This is a genomic window from Bradyrhizobium genosp. SA-4 str. CB756 (assembly GCF_000473125.1).
In the GTDB taxonomy this organism is placed as follows: Bacteria; Pseudomonadota; Alphaproteobacteria; order Rhizobiales; family Xanthobacteraceae; genus Bradyrhizobium; species Bradyrhizobium arachidis.
The window spans coordinates 9,418,629-9,433,323 of the sequence record NZ_KI421499.1; the positions used below are offsets into that span (position 1 = coordinate 9,418,629).

A 14,695-nucleotide genomic window follows, 5' to 3' on the forward strand; every position below is an offset into this window, starting at 1 on the left:
AAATTAGCTGTTGCCCATATGAACTGATCCCTTGTAGCATTTTGCGTGCCAATTCAAGATCGACCACGCTGAGTGGCGTTGATGAGAGTTGCGCTAATGTCCTTGGTCGATGTGAAGACGAGTTGTTTGGGCAAATTATTTTAAGAGCAAGACGATGACAGTTTTTGCAAAGCGCGGTCTTTCGGCGCTTGCGTCGCTGGCTAGTCGGGCGGCGAAAAGTCCTTCGCTCCGTAGGATGATGTTCAATGCAATCCGCCTGCAACGTGTTGAGATCGAGCGCTTTAGCCGAATGGAAGAGGTTCGGTTTTTGGCGTATTGCTTCTTGAACCGCCATCAATCCCGATCACAGATACTCCAGGACCTCTGGGTAGGGTATGAGCTTGGCGAGAGGCGCGGAGGCTTTTTTGTCGAGTTTGGAGCGACCAATGGAATTTTGAATAGTAACACCTGGCTATTGGAGAAAAAATACGGCTGGAAAGGCATTGTAGCTGAGCCCAATCCGCTCTGGCATTCGGCGCTTAGGCAAAATCGCAGTTCGAGCATCGATCGACGCTGTGTCAGCTCAAGCTCGGGTACGAAGGTACGCTTCTTGATAACGGACTCTGTTGATCCGGAGCTGAGCGGCGTCGCCGAGTTCGCTGGTGGCGATCATTTTGCAGAGGTGCGATCGGCGGGCCAGGAAATACAAGTCGAGACTGTGACCCTCAATCAGCTGCTTGTCGATCACGACGCGCCTGCGAAGATCGACTACATGTCCATCGATACCGAAGGCAGCGAATACGACATTCTGCGTGCCTTCGACTTCTCGCGGTACGCAATAGAGCTTATCTCGGTCGAGCAGAACAGGAAGACCGAGGCGGCAATTGATGCGATTTTGACAAGGCATGGATACACACGGGTTTTCAAAGAGTTTTCTCAATGGGATGGCTGGTACGTACGCTCGAGTGCGGGGAGCGACCGAAATGGATCGCGAACAATGGCCTCCCGTTGATCGCTTGTTCGCCTTGTTCGGCAATGCGCGGCAGTCGATGAGCTGGGGCGTATTGCGATGAACCAGGCGCAAGCGACGCATGTGCGGTGTATTCGCCATGTCGGCGCTTGAACCCATGGGTGAGGGAAATTCCATCAACGTTGCAATGCTGCTCAGCTGCAGCTCGTTCGAAGGGTTTTTCGGTTGGGTCCTGCATCAGACGCGATCGAGCTATCTCGCGAGCTACCGAAACGACTGGGCATGGTACTACGCGCGCGGTTTGAAGCAAAATGGCATCACTCCGTTGCTCTACATTCCGTCACTCCGCGAGGCCGGGAGATATGACACGGATCTCGGCATTGCCGTCCGGTTTTTGCCGCTTGACGATTGGTACAATCTGATCGAGCGCATATGGGTGAAGCGGCTGATCCGCCGGACGCGTTGGTCTCTTTATGCCGAGGAACGGCTGAACACGATCGCCTTTATGCAATCCCTTAACCAAGCCTTGAGAGAGGACGAGATCGATCTTCTGTACGTTCAAGAGTACTGGAGTGGAAGGTTCGATCATCTGGTAGGTCGAGTCGATGTGCCGGTAGTCGGTGCAGATCACGGCGGGCTGCCGGACCGTGTTGTAAAGCTCTTCAAGCGCGGGGCCTTTTCGAGTGCGGCGCTTTGCTATAGCCAGACCGAACGCGAATGTGACGTCGTTCGGCATTATGGTGGTCGATCCCGACTGCAGCCGAACGGGTGTGACGTCGCCCAATTCTTTCCCGACACCGCCGCAACGCGGGGGAAGACTATCCTGACAATTGCACGGTTGACGAACAGGCAAAAGCGAACCAGCGATCTCATTCGGGCTTTAGCCGAACTGCCAGACGAATGGACCTTGGATATCGTGGGCACAGGGCCGGATAGAGACGTTTTGGATAGGCTTGTTGTAGGTCTCGGATTGTCCGACAGAGTTCGATTTCGCGGGTTTCTCGGTCGATCTGACGTGCGCGAGTTTCTTCGCAATTGCGGAGTTTATGCGATGCCCTCGGCTAACGAGGCGGTCGCTCTCGCAGTGCTAGAAGCGATGGCTTGTGGCGCGGCGGTGGTTCTCAGCCGGATCAGAGCATTCGAGCAGCTTGTGACGCCTGGTGTCGATGGTCTTCTGTTCCCTGTTGGCGACGTGAAGGCATTGGCAGCAGCCATCCTTGACGCCTGGAAAAATCGTCAATTCCTTGGTCGGGCCGCTATCGAGACCGTACGAACGCACTACGACGCCAATGTACTGTATACTCAGCTGGCGGACAGTTTGCGCAGCTCGGTCGATCGATATCGGCTTCGCGTTGATTAAGCTTTTGTCTTTTAAGATGCGGCCCTGCTTCATCTGCCGAACTTGATGCGCGACAGTTTAAGCAAGAAGGGATCTTCACAATGAAAGAGCTATACGAAGGGGACAGTTATGGCAAAAACAACCCTACGTGGCACGAGGAAGATGCGCCTTGGAAGGCCGGTCAAATCGAACGCATAATGAGAAGAAACAACCTGCCGCACGACCATATATGCGAAATCGGGTGCGGGACCGGTGAGATTCTGTTGAATCTAGAAAGAACGTTCCCTACAGCGCGCTTGTCAGGCTACGAAGTCTCACCTGATGCATACCGGCGGGCAGCACCGAAAGCGACGCATCACACGCAGTTTTACCTAAAGGACCTGCTGGACGAAGCCAACTTGCAATTCGACGTTGTGCTTATCATTGATGTTATAGAGCATGTGGAAGACTACATTTCGTTCATCAAGCGATTGCGACCTTTTGGCACGTTCAAGGTCTTTCACATCCCTTTGGATTTATCCGCGCAATCCATTCTGCGAGCGTGGCCGATTGCTGAACTCAGAAGAAACGTGGGCCACATTCATTATTTCTTCAAACAGTCTGCGCTGGCGACTCTTGAGGATTGCGGTTACACGATTGTAGACCATTGCTATACGGCCAGCCGCCTGGAATTGCCGAATCAAGCCTTGACTAGTCGTCTGATGCGCTTGCCGCGCCGGTTGCTCTTTGCGGCTGAACCCGATCTTGCAGTCCGGTTGCTTGGCGGCTACTCGCTGCTGGTCGTTGCGAGGTGAGGATATGCGCCGCCGCATCCATCGCAGACATGGCTATCACACCACGGGCTGGCTCAACTGGCCGCCGTTATCGGGAGTTAACTACTTTTCCGTTACTGGAAGCTTGTCCGTCGCAGGCAACTTGTGACGCGTCGCGCGAAAAATGCGGCGGACTGCGAGTCCAATGACATAGCCGGCTTGCAAAATGACCTGGACGGCTGCGATCAGCAGCACAGTTTCACCTGTACCGAGCCGCTCCTCGAACGCAACAAAGAGCGAGAGAAACAACAAGAGCAAAAGGAAGGGCAGCAATACGCGGAATCGGAAGCGGAGTCCCAAGAGCGCTCCGAAAATAGCCAGCCCAATTGCAGCGTATTCCATGCTGTGCCTTCGAGGCGTGCGAAGCCTCTTCAGAAGAATTGAGGTGGGTTGTGTGTCACGGGCCGCGAGCAAACTTGCTCGGCGGTGATCGATCGTCTACGAAACCTGATCCACACGACAAGATCACACCTGCCGCACACAAAACAGCCTAAACTTAGGGCGAAAATCGAGATTCTGTGGATGTACTCCAGTGCCTCAGCATCTCATACCGCTCCACTATGAGGTATATTGATACCTCAAAGCTACGTAGCTCGCAACAGAGCTCGTATCTTTCTTCTCTCGGTTGAGCTGTTCGCTTGCAGCCAACCGGCGTCTTGCGGGCTGCTGCACATTTGCGCGTCGAGTGGCCATGCAAATGAACGTCGCACTCTCAGCCTATAAACAGTGCTTTGCCATTGCCAAGCCGAACATTAGGGTCATCTCGATCGGGACGTGGATTCAAGCAGGTTTCGATGCGCATTCTGCAATTGCTCAACCATACGCGCCGCCTGAATGGCCATGTTCATGCCGCCGTGGACTTAGCGTGTGCCCAGGCCAAATTGGGCCATCAGGTTGCTGTTGCGAGCAGCGGAGGCGATTTTGATCCGCTGCTCGCCTCGAACAACGTGGAAACAATGCAGGTGAGCATTGAGCGTCGACCGAGGAAGCTCGTCGACGGCGCATCACTGCTGTATCGGCTCGTGCGTGATTGGCGAGCGGACATCGTACACGCCCACATGATGACGAGTGCCGTCCTTGCCTGGCCAATTTGCAAACTGCTCAAGATTCCACTGGTCACAACCGTGCACAACGAATTCGAGAGAAGCGCAATTCTCATGGGGCTTGGCGCACGAGTAATCGCCGTAAGCGCTGCCGTCGGGACTTCAATGCGAAAACGCGGTGTCCCACAATCACGGATCCGCGTTGTGCTTAATGGAACAATCGGTGCGGCACGGCTCGAAAAACAGGATCGTAGTCCCGCCTCACTTCAATCGCCCGCAGTGGTTTTTGTCGGCGGGCTTCATCCGAGAAAGGGTCTCGCTGACCTCTTTTCCGCGTTCGAGGCGGTGCACAGGGTCATTCATACCGCGCATTTGTATATCGTTGGCGATGGTCCGCACCGGGCCGAGTATTTGGCGCAAGTTAGCTTGATGGCGTGTGCGGAGGCAGTCACCTTCATGGGTGCTCAAGACAATCCTTTTCCATTTCTGCTCGGGGCAGATGTTTTTGTGCTTCCGTCGCATGCTGATCCCGCCCCTCTGGTATTATCGGAGGCGCGCGAAGCTGGTTGCGCTATTGTCGCGAGTAACGTGGATGGAATTCCTGAAATGCTTGATGGCGGCAGAGCGGGGATCCTCGTTCCGACGGGCGATCCGGCGGGGCTTGCCATAGTGCTGCGCTCCTTGCTGGAGGATAAAGAAGCCATGCTCGAGTGGAAGAAAAACAGTCAAATCAATCTCGGTTTTCTTACAATAGATCGGGTGGCCCGTGAAACGCTTCAGATTTATGAAGAAGCTTCCCGGCACGTTCATGGGCGCGCTTGAAACAAACACATTGGGCAATGCATTCGAGAGCACTGCCCTCACGCGGACGGGTGCTATTCCTGCTCCCAAGCTGGCCGTTATCATTACCTGCTTCAATTATGAATCGTTCGTCGAGCGCGCGATCAGAAGCGTTTTGGCTCAGAAGTGCGATGCCTGCGAACTTGTGGTCATAGACGACGGCTCAACTGACCATTCGTGGGAGGCTATTTCCCGCTCCGGTGTCAAAGCTTTCAAGATCGAAAATCGGGGGCAGCTGGGGGCCTGCCTGTACGGTCTGGCAAGCACGCAAGCACCCTTTATATTGTTCCTCGATGCCGATGACGAATTGAAGCCTGGTTCACTGACGAAGCTCCTAAACGAGTTGGACGAGCGCGTTGCGAAGGTACAATTCGGGCTTACACTGATCGACGCTGACGGCAATCCTTTGGGTCCATTTTGCTCACTGGATTCGTTTCGAGAGCGAGACCGCGTGCTGGACGAAGTGCTCAGGCGCGGTGTGTATAAGACGCCGCCAACCTCCGGCAATGTATTTCGCCGTGACGTGTGCGAACTGCTGCGGGAAGTTAACTACGACAAAGCAGTTGACGGGGTGATTCTGTTTGCTGCCCCCCTGTTTGGCGATGTCGTAAGCCTTTCCGAAGACCTGGGGCACTATCGCGTGCATGGCCGAAATGACTCCCGGCTCGGGCAGCTTCCCACGGCACCCGTGCTCGAGCGTGATATGAGGCGATTCGCGCTTCGCACAGAGCACCTCCGTGACATTGTAAGGCGGCTCGCGCCCGGGCGTGAGCTGATCCAGCCTCAACAAGCCTTCTACTATCGTGAACGCGAATATTGCCTTGAGATCGTGACGGGAAGAGCCCGAAGATCCACCACCGTTGCGGCGCTACTCGTGGGGCTTTTAGTGGAACCCTATGCGCCCGCTCGAAAGCTTGCGATGGCCGCGTTCTTCGTGTTCGGGGCTTTTTTGCCGACCAGGGCAGCCAAAGCATTGCTCGCCATTCGGTCCCAAAGCGGACATCGATCGGCCAAAACCTATGTTCGCGCGATCTCAGTTGCTTTCCGGAGCTAACGCGAGAATAGCCGCGAGGCCTCCTCTCAACGGCAGGGCTGTGGCATGTGACCTAGGAGTGCGAAGAGAAGGCATCATTCCATTCGGCGCGTTTGAATTTGCCGCGCAAAAAACCGATGTATCGGAGTGGACGCTGGCGACGTTGAGAAGCCGTCCGTTCAGAAGCTGATCTGAGAGCGGGCGGCGATGCGAAGGTCGGCAATAGGCAGGCTGGAGGCCCTGTGATGGATAACTTCTGGTGATTGTAGAGGTCTGGATAATGAGAGAGCGTATCCTCCGGCGGCCCGCTTGTGCTCAAACATTCAAGGTCGTGGGGCTCTCGTATTTGGGCTAAGTCATAGCCGCCGGGGGTAGCTGCAGGGTGATCATTCGGCAAGCGCAAATCCGGAGCGGCGGCTCTCGCTCGGAAGAGCTGGTCGACCATTAAGAAACTTGCTCGAGAAAGTCTGATGACCAGTGCCGGATCGGATCAAGTTAGAGCAACATCATACAGCCTTTACTTTACGACGAGCTGACATGTCGCAATTTGCAGCGTTAGTCGCTTTGACCGAGGCTGAGATCGATTCGCTCGTGCAGGATATCGCGCAATCGGGATACGCAGTTGTGGCTTGATATATAACGACGGATGATTTCGAGCCTCTCCGTCGTTTCGTAAGAGACGTATTTGCCGCGGCAGGCATAGCTATACTGCGCTCTACGGCCATGCACCGGTCGCATGATGAGTGCTGACGCTCAATTGGCCTAACCGGCACTGGCACACTCAGGGCTCGGCAGCCTTGACCCCAAGCGCTGGAATACGGAAAGTGTGGTCGGTTCGTTCCGCCAAGACATCACAGCAAGTCGTGGAAGATGAAGGTCTGTCCAACCGCGCTTCCGATCGCTCCGCCCCGAACGACCGCTTCGTTGTAGGTCGCCTGATCGACATACAGGTTACGATCCGTTTGGGGCGTGCCGTCCCAGCGGTCGTTGACGAAGTGAACCAGCACGGTGTGGTCGCCCGGAACCCAATCGCCGTGCACCGTGATGAGTTCGTCCTGCCCCGCCGCGTGGGAGGCGTGCGCGGTGAGCGTGCCTCCGATCTGCACGCCATCGACCGAGACAGTATATAGCGCATCACCGAGATAAACGTCCTCACTGATCTTCAACACCAACTGGTCCGGTCCGGTTCCGATCACGGTCGAGGAGCCCGTCGGCGGCGGTGGCGAGGGCGTGGTGGGCGGCGGGGTTGTCGTTCCGCCTGACTTGTCCGTGAACAGGAAGCTCTGTCCTACGGCGTTTCCGATCGCGCCGGCTGCATCGTTGACGCCGTTGTAAGTCGCGCCGTCGACATAGAGGTTGCGGTCGCTCTGTGGCGTACCGTCCCAGCGATCGTTGAGGAAGCGAACCAGCACGGTGTGGTCGCCCTGAGCCCAATCGCCTTGCACCGTCATGAGTTCGTCCTGCCCCGCCGTGTGGGAGGCGTGCGCGGTGAGCGTGCCTCCGATCTGCACGCCATCGACCGAGACAGTATATAGCGCATCACCGAGATAAGCGTCCTCGCTGATCTTCAACACCAACTGGTCCGGTCCGGTGCCGATCATGGTCGAGGAGCCCGTCGGCGGCGGTGGAGAGGGCGTTGTGGGCGGCGGGGTTGTCGTTCCGCCTGACTTGTCCGTGAACAGGAAGCTCTGTCCTACGGCGTTTCCGATCGCGCCGGCTGCATCGTTGACGCCGTTGTAAGTCGCGCCGTCGACATAGAGGTTGCGGTCGCTCTGTGACGTACCGTCCCAGCGGTCGTTGAGGAAGCGAACCAGCACGGTGTGGTCGCCCTGAGCCCAGTCGCCTTGCACCATGATGAGTTCGTCCTGCCCCGCCGCGTGGGAGGCGTGCGCGGTGAGCGTGCCTCCGATCTGCACGCCATCGACCGAGACAGTATATAGCGCATCACCGAGATAAGCGTCCTCGCTGATCTTCAACACCAGTCGGTCCGGTCCGGTGCCGATCACGGTCGAGGAGCCAGTCGGCGGCGGAGACGTCTGCGAAGCCGCCTGGGCGCCGTACAGGCCGGGATCATATCCATCGGGCGAGGAGACGGTATCGTGCACAACGGCGAGCGCGTTTGGATCCGAAGAATAGACGCGGATGTAGTCAATATAGGCGGTGATCGGCACGCCGCCGACTGAAGCGGGCGGCTGCGTAGCGAGGTCCGCAATCAGATACATCGGGCCATGCATGTCGCTCGGAGTCGCGCGCGTCCCGATCAACTGGCCATCGATGTAGAAGCTGATCTGGTTGGGCCCCCAATTCATGCCGTAGGTATGGTAGCCGGCCGGGTTCGGTATCAGGCTCGCCACCTGGAGCAGCGCTTGCCAGTTCTGGTTCGGCGCCGGGTCCGTGGTGTGGATGCCGCTAAAGATGGCCGTGTCATTGACGCCATAGTTCTCGACGACATCGAGCTCCTGCCAGTGTCCGGCTCCAGCTGGATCCGGGATCGGGTGGTCGGGCAAAAGCCAAAACGCTTCCCATGCGCCCGGCAGGTTGGAGAAATCCGCACGGATCTCAAAGTAGCCGTAGATCTGGGAGAAATGTCCCTGCGTGGTGATCAAACCGGATTCCCAGGCTCCGGGAACTCCAAAAGGCGTTCGATCGGGAACGGCGGTGATCGAAAGCACACCCTGAGAGACAGAGAAGGGGTCATAGCCCGAGCCGGGATCGACAAACGAGCTGGTGCCGAACCCGACGTCTGAAAAGGCGTCGCCGAGCCATTGCGCTCGCGTATCACGCCAGGTTGTGCCAGCGCCCGTCAGCGAGATGCTCCGCGCGTTGAACTCGTCATCGAATGTAAGCTTGTAGCCTGTCAAGTCGATCATCGGGCTCCTCCCTTGGGAAAGCGTCGATTGAAGCGGCCGAGCAAATTATGCGTATCTGATCTTGGCTGCACAAGGGGTACACGGTGTAATTCGACCGGATGCCGATGGGCCATACCTTCCTGACTAATTTCTAATCAGAGGCGCAAGGTTGGGACGGTAATCCACGGCAATGCACACCTACGACGCAGCACGCACATTGAAGCTATGCGGCGCGTTGCCGGAGCTCGTTAAGCTCGATTGCTACGAGGAGCGCGCCGTGGCACGGCGCCATCGTGCGCCGAGGTGGGCGCTTCTCGACCAGGGCGTCGAAGAGCTTCGTATGGCGACCCCTCCTGGCGGAGCGTTATGTGATTATCGCATCCGCGGCCGAGTAACGTTGACCCGCTTCAGTGAGCTGCTGCCGGTTTGATGGACACCGAGATTGGTGTTTCATGAAGCCGGAGGTGGGCGATGAAGAGACGGAAATTCAGTCGCGAGTTCAAGATCGAGGCGGTCAAGCTGGTTAGGGAGCGTGGGGTGTCGGTGGCGCAGGCCGGGCGCGACATGGCTGTCCTGAGAACGTTCTGCGCAAATGGGTGAAAGAGTTCGGCTCTGCTCCGGTGCAGGCCTTTCCCGGCCACGGGCAGATGAAGCCGGAGCAGCAGGAGATCGAGCGGTTGCGCTGTGAGGTCGCCAAGTTAAAGGCCGAGCGGGATATCCTAAAAAAGGCCGCAGCCTTCTTCGCGAAGGAAGCGACATGAAGTTCGTCTTCATCGCGAAGCACCGGGCGACCTGGCCGGTGGCATGGCTATGCGATGCGCTGGGGGTGTCGCGGTCGGGCTTCCATGCCTGGCTGAATCGTTCGCCCAGCGCCAGATCCCGCAGCGACGAAGAGCCTCGGCGGCGAGGTGAAGGCAAGCTTCATGGCGAGTGCTAGTGCGCGCCGGGTGTGGCGTGATCTGCTCGCCGATGGGGCGGACTGTGGCCTCCATCAAATCGAACGGCTGATGCGCCTGCAAGGCTTGCGGGCGCGGCCGCGGCGCCGGCGCTTGCCGAAGGACAGCGGCGATCGACAGCTCGAGGCGTGCCGGCGAACCTCCTTGACCGGCAGTTCATTGCCGAGCGGCCGAACCAGAAGTGGATTGCCGACTTTACGTATCTCTGGACGGCCGAGGGCTGGCTCTACGTCGCAGCAGTGATCGACCTGTTCTCACGCCGGGTAGTGGGTTGGTCGATGAGCGCCGCCATGACAGCTCAGTTGGTGACCGATGCCCTGCTGATGGCCGTCTGGCGACGCGGCAACCGGACGCCCTGTTGCACACTCCGACCAGGGCAGTCATCCAAACCGCGACATCGACCAGCTACTGCCCTGGGCCTACCGAGCTCAAGCCTTCAAAGCCGTGGCCTGAGAACGACGCTTACGAAGTAAGCTTGTGTCCGTGAAAACAGTTAATCCTGTAACCTACGGCTCAGGGTTGCCGATATCGAACGCGCCTAGGTAGTAGTCCTCAGCAACGGACTGTTGCGTCGCCGGCCGCGCCATCAACGTGAACGTTGCGTCGGGGTATCGCCTCCAAACCTCAATGTCTTCGGAGGTTACGGTCAGGTACCCGAAGAAGCACTTGTACCGGCCCGGCTCTGTCGCTCCGCCGATTTTATCCCACGTGATCTTATTTACGCGCATTTTTGATCAACCCAAAAAGAAACCCGCTCACCTTTCGGGAGCGGGCTCCTCCTGCCCATGCGTATCGCCCCGTCCGGTAGGTAGGGCGCTAACAAGCAGCGTAGCTGAGATTGGTTTCCAACCAGTTACTACGCGAGATGAGCCGGCCAAACCGGCAATCTCACTGGGCCCACTCGTTGTCAGGCGGTGAGCCGGGCGGTGGCTTGAGTCTTCGAGGCCCGCTTCAATCATCACCAATTCTTCTTGGATCGCTTTGACCGCGTTTTGCGGGTTGATGCCTGACACGCCTTGCAGCTGACCAAGGACTTTACGGCGATGAGCCAGCAAATTTGTCAAGGCGCGTCGGTCGCATACCATCACGTAGCCAGCGACAATAAGTTCCATGGCCTTCGACACCTTCGCTTTCCATCCAGGCGCTTCTATTCTGGCGGACCATCTAAGTAGGCGTGACCAATGCGTAACCGTGCTTCAACGCCGCCTCAAAGACTCGCTTTAGGCTGGGGTCCCCTAAAACTTCATCGGCGGGGCTAAAACCAGTGATCGGTCGCCAATCGAGCCCTTTAGTCGCCTCGGGTAAATTCGAGACGTTGAAGGCGTAAGCTGTTCGGCCGGTCCGCTCGCCGTAGCCGCCTTGCTCAACGAATTTCTGAAGCCGGTTCATTGACCTTTTCTCCTTGGTACTTACGAGGGTATCGAACCGTGATCGGCCGTTGGGTGCAAGGTGGTCAATGCGCTGATTGCATGGTCCATATGCCTCATATCATCCTTTGGTTGTATAGTTGATGAGTAGCAGCAATCATTCGCGATGGAACGAGGCCACGATGGAAAAAGAGACCTTGTCTGCGATCGTCACGGTTGGGGCAGCTTTCGCCGGCGCGACCTGCGCGCAGGTCTTCTGCACAGCGTTATATCGATCACATCAAGTTGGAATACGTATTGGCGGTGTCTTCGCTAAAGCGACTTTTGGGACGAGCAACGTTGGTCGCCGATGCTGATGAGTCCGACTTAAGGGTCGCCACGGGCGCGTACAAGCCCTACAAGGGCGATTTGCTCGGAAGCCTCGACTTTGACTTGAATGTCAATTCGCAATTCATGTTCAACGCGCGCAGATGGTTTGCTGCTTACCATGAAGAAACAGAGCGATTTGATGTTGCGAACCAGCCCGCGTGCAGCTCAACTATCTAGCCCAAACACTGCGGCTCTTTCTTGGAGGCTGACAGAAGTTGTCAATGCAGATCGGCGACGCGCGAAGCCAGGCCTCTTTCGGAAAATAATTTACGTTGATGGTCTAGCTTCGTACGAAGAAGTCGCAGCGGTCTACAGGAAAATTGGTTGCTCCCCGCCGGAAAAGACCATGTTCGAGCTGTGTAGAAACCTTCCAGAGATTTAAACGGGGAGCCATGCTATGCCGACCTGTAGTCGATCGCGGTTATGCTCTCTTGAGTATACCGCACTCGCTAAAACAGTGCAGATACCGCCAAAAATGTCCAGGTTGTTGCGGACTGCGCTCCAAAAAACTTCCAACACAGCGTGACCCTTCCCTCGCTTAAGCTCGCCATCGAAGAACTTATAGTGGCTTACGGCTCGCACCTAACCAAGCTCGGATGAGCCACTGCACAAAAGAACAGCGATGATGAGCCTGCTGACCCATATCTCTCAAATCCCTCTGTCCACGCTTCGAGAAATCCACGATGACGCCGGCCCCATCCATTGTGAACGCCTGACATCCGACCGTTGCATTGGAGATAACGACGGTAGCTTGTTCACCCGGTTCCTTGAGCCGCGGCTCGATGGCGCCGCCGTTTCCAACTTCTTCAGGTCGGCGCCTGTGACCGCGCTTCCTGCCTGCTCAATGAGCGCGAACCAATTCTGTTCGGGCGGGAAGCCGCTCGCATCCCAGTTCAAGGGGGCGTAGGTGACGACTTGGGGATCACAGATTAGGACCGTCGGGCGCTTGATGAAATGGCCGGCGGGCATCACCGCCGCCGGCCATCGCGTTCGCTGCCTTAGGTTGGGGGGCGCCGGGCAGCGTTGACAGCAAGCTTGACGACGTCCGATTAACGACCCGCTAACGAATTCGGGCGGTCGCGGGACCATTTGACGGCTTGAAGTCGGCGGGCTGCGCCCTCGCGCAAACGCAATTGACGATCGGCATCGGGGAGCAAGCCGCATCGCCATGGACACGACTATTTAACGGTGTTTTAAGACCGTTCCCGATAAGCCGGAGCGGTTTGTTCTCGCGGAAAGCTGGGCAGCTTGATAGTCCCGGACCGTCGATTGACCCAGCCCCAAGCGTACCGCCGTTATCTTGTTTGCGGCCGTGCCAGCTCCATCTATTGACCACTTTTCGAACGGCCATCAGGCGGCCGAGTTGTACACCGGGCTCTTAAAGTGCCGGCAAAGCCTCAAACGACGAGGACGGGAGCCGCACCCGCGCGGTGTCGCCGGCCGCTACCGCTCCACCGGCCCGACCCACGCCTAGCACGCCGCATATGAATGGAGGACCCGTTTCCGCCGACGAGAGCACGTGCCGCTTCAGGCCGGCTCGGAAGCGGTCGATCAGGACACAGGCCGTCCGGAGGCCAGTCAATTCGATGATTGCGGTGGGCCCGAACTCGATCAGCGTCCCGAGCGGCATCAGTTCGAGGTCCAGTCCAGCCGTGGTGATGTTCTCGCCGAGGTCTCCCGCTGCGACCGCAAAGCCGGCTTCTCGGAGCTGCGCAAATCGCTCTGATGGGATCAGGTGAACCTGCCGCAGATTGGGAAGTCGGGGCTTGCGACGGGCGAGGTATCGGTGCCGGACAAACGGGCCGGCGTGGGCATCGCCTTCGACGCCGTGGCCTTCCATCAGAACGATCTGATCCCTTAGGGGCTTGCTGAAGTGGTGGGCGCAATCGGCGGCTACAGCGATCACCCTTCCCTCGAGCGAGAGGTCGTGCGCGTGCGACATCAGGAAGCGCGGGCGAGCGAGCGCCGCTTCTGGCGCAGGTAGCGCGTGATTTCCGGCAATGCCATTGCATTCAGGACCCGGTCGGCAGGGACGCCGCCTTGCGGGCCATCTCGACGCCCCAGCCTCGCGTTCAGGCCGCTGCGCTGACCATCGATCGCGGTCATGGTGAAGCTCGCATCCGCCCCGCGAGCGCGCAGCAACTGGCGGCCATGATCGGAGGCTCGGTCAGGTCCTCGCTGTTCCCTGAAACAAATCAGACAGTTCGGCGCAAACGGGCTTCGTCAACGGACGTCGCGGTCAGCGACACAATAGAGGAGCGTTCCAGGACCAGCATCGATCATAAGACTCTCTACACAGGGAAGACGTATACGCGAGGCGGACGTGACGGGTCATCCCGAAGCAGCGACGGGCGGTTGGAAATCATGCTGTCACCCCCTGGCAGCGACCGCGCCGGCACCAACCCCGAGCAGCTTTTCGCGGCCGGCTGGTCGGCCTGCTTTATCGGCGCGATGGGGCTCGCCGCTGGTAGGCGTAAGATTAAGCTCCCTGCAGATACGGCGGTCTATGCAGAGGTCGATCTGGCGAATGCCGATGAAGCCTATTTCCTTCAGGCTCGCCTGAAAGTCAGCCTACCAAGTCTGGAGCAAGAGTTGGCACAGGCGATCGTCCAGGAGGCGCATCAGACCTGTCCGTATTCGAAGGCGACGCGCGGGAACATTAATGTCGAGCTGACTATAAGACGAATTTGAATAAAGCTGCATGCGCGCGTTTAGTCGGACCGTCGTGCGCCGGTCGGCCGCCGATCGCAGCTCGGCACCAGGCCATAACGGCCGTGCAGTCCGCGCCAGAGCCCGCCAAACAGGACACTCAGAAGCTTGCGCATCGAACTTCCCACGTTGGTGTCAGTGCTTGAGTGATTCTGCGGGTCGAAGCGATGAAAGGACAGAGCCAATTCTGAGCAGGCCTGCGTAGTTTTTCAGCAGATCGTTCGTGGGCCTGAACGGCCGGCGCTGAGAAATCCTATGAGATTCAAATACTGGTGCTGTGGCACGGCTCGTGCATTGAAGGGGCCGAGTTGGCCGCTAGGGTTCCGACCTTGCACAGGCAAGGTGCTGGTCCGAGAGCAGCCGCTTGCGGGAGAGACATCCCCGCAGGTGCACGGCGGGACAAAAACCCGGGAGACCTCGTTAGCCAAG

11 protein-coding genes, 1 pseudogene and 1 riboswitch are annotated in these 14,695 nt (G+C 57.8%); of the genes and pseudogenes, 7 read left to right on the forward strand and 5 right to left on the reverse strand.

Annotated elements, in window-relative coordinates; genetic code table 11:
• Positions 1 to 154: 154 nt before the first annotated feature.
• The 3 genes from BRAGE_RS0145605 to BRAGE_RS0145615 all read left to right on the forward strand — a co-directional run bounded on the left by BRAGE_RS0145605 (position 155) and on the right by BRAGE_RS0145615 (position 3,082).
• On the forward strand, positions 155 to 991 hold the full coding sequence (locus BRAGE_RS0145605) for an FkbM family methyltransferase (RefSeq protein ID WP_027564653.1): 837 nt from the start codon (positions 155 to 157) through the stop codon (positions 989 to 991).
• A 97-nt stretch (positions 992 to 1,088) separates the two neighbouring features.
• Positions 1,089 to 2,309: a glycosyltransferase family 4 protein gene (locus tag BRAGE_RS52040; RefSeq protein ID WP_159073981.1), complete on the forward strand. Its 1,221-nt coding sequence runs from the start codon at positions 1,089 to 1,091 to the stop codon at positions 2,307 to 2,309.
• 80 nt (positions 2,310 to 2,389) lie between these two features.
• Positions 2,390 to 3,082 (forward strand): class I SAM-dependent methyltransferase, encoded by a 693-nt coding sequence (locus tag BRAGE_RS0145615; protein ID WP_027564652.1) that lies wholly within the window; start codon positions 2,390 to 2,392, stop codon positions 3,080 to 3,082.
• An 81-nt stretch (positions 3,083 to 3,163) separates the two neighbouring features.
• On the opposite strand, the gene BRAGE_RS0145620 is transcribed toward BRAGE_RS0145615, so the two are convergent.
• A complete protein-coding gene (locus BRAGE_RS0145620; protein WP_027564651.1) occupies positions 3,164 to 3,442 on the reverse strand; it encodes a hypothetical protein in 279 nt (92 codons plus the stop codon).
• Between the two features lie 452 nt (positions 3,443 to 3,894).
• Between BRAGE_RS0145620 and BRAGE_RS51400 the strand changes: the two genes are divergently transcribed.
• A complete protein-coding gene (locus BRAGE_RS51400; RefSeq protein WP_027564650.1) occupies positions 3,895 to 4,965 on the forward strand; it encodes a glycosyltransferase family 4 protein in 1,071 nt (356 codons plus the stop codon).
• Positions 4,910 to 6,037, forward strand: coding sequence for a glycosyltransferase family 2 protein (locus tag BRAGE_RS0145630; RefSeq protein WP_245161743.1), 1,128 nt, complete (start codon positions 4,910 to 4,912; stop codon positions 6,035 to 6,037). Before BRAGE_RS51400 ends, BRAGE_RS0145630 begins: the two co-directional genes overlap by 56 nt.
• Before the next feature lie 830 nt (positions 6,038 to 6,867).
• Here the strand turns inward: BRAGE_RS0145630 and BRAGE_RS52295 are convergent.
• A complete protein-coding gene (locus BRAGE_RS52295; RefSeq protein WP_063631295.1) occupies positions 6,868 to 8,886 on the reverse strand; it encodes a carbohydrate-binding domain-containing protein in 2,019 nt (672 codons plus the stop codon).
• Positions 8,887 to 9,336: 450 nt separating this feature from the next.
• Between BRAGE_RS52295 and BRAGE_RS55585 the strand changes: the two are divergent.
• Positions 9,337 to 10,202: pseudogene (locus BRAGE_RS55585) on the forward strand (IS3 family transposase); the annotation flags it as partial.
• A 783-nt stretch (positions 10,203 to 10,985) separates the two neighbouring features.
• Here BRAGE_RS55585 and BRAGE_RS55590 read toward each other — a convergent pair.
• The 3 genes from BRAGE_RS55590 to BRAGE_RS56330 form a co-directional block, all read right to left on the reverse strand.
• Positions 10,986 to 11,210, reverse strand: coding sequence for a hypothetical protein (locus BRAGE_RS55590; protein ID WP_028146525.1), 225 nt, complete (start codon positions 11,208 to 11,210; stop codon positions 10,986 to 10,988).
• A 1,725-nt stretch (positions 11,211 to 12,935) separates the two neighbouring features.
• Complete coding sequence (locus BRAGE_RS0145685; protein ID WP_027564645.1) at positions 12,936 to 13,499, reverse strand: MOSC domain-containing protein; 564 nt, start codon at positions 13,497 to 13,499, stop codon at positions 12,936 to 12,938.
• The gene (locus BRAGE_RS56330; protein ID WP_167336475.1) at positions 13,499 to 13,663 is read right to left on the reverse strand and encodes a hypothetical protein; all 165 of its coding nucleotides are present in this window, start codon (positions 13,661 to 13,663) and stop codon (positions 13,499 to 13,501) included. Before BRAGE_RS56330 ends, BRAGE_RS0145685 begins: the two co-directional genes overlap by 1 nt.
• Positions 13,664 to 13,807: 144 nt before the next feature.
• Between BRAGE_RS56330 and BRAGE_RS0145695 the strand changes: the two genes are divergently transcribed.
• Positions 13,808 to 14,248 carry an organic hydroperoxide resistance protein gene (locus tag BRAGE_RS0145695; RefSeq protein WP_027564644.1) on the forward strand — a complete coding sequence of 147 codons (441 nt, stop codon included), beginning with the start codon at positions 13,808 to 13,810 and terminating at the stop codon, positions 14,246 to 14,248.
• 322 nt (positions 14,249 to 14,570) lie between these two features.
• Positions 14,571 to 14,682, forward strand: a riboswitch (guanidine-I (ykkC/yxkD leader).
• The last annotated feature ends 13 nt before the right edge of the window (positions 14,683 to 14,695 follow it).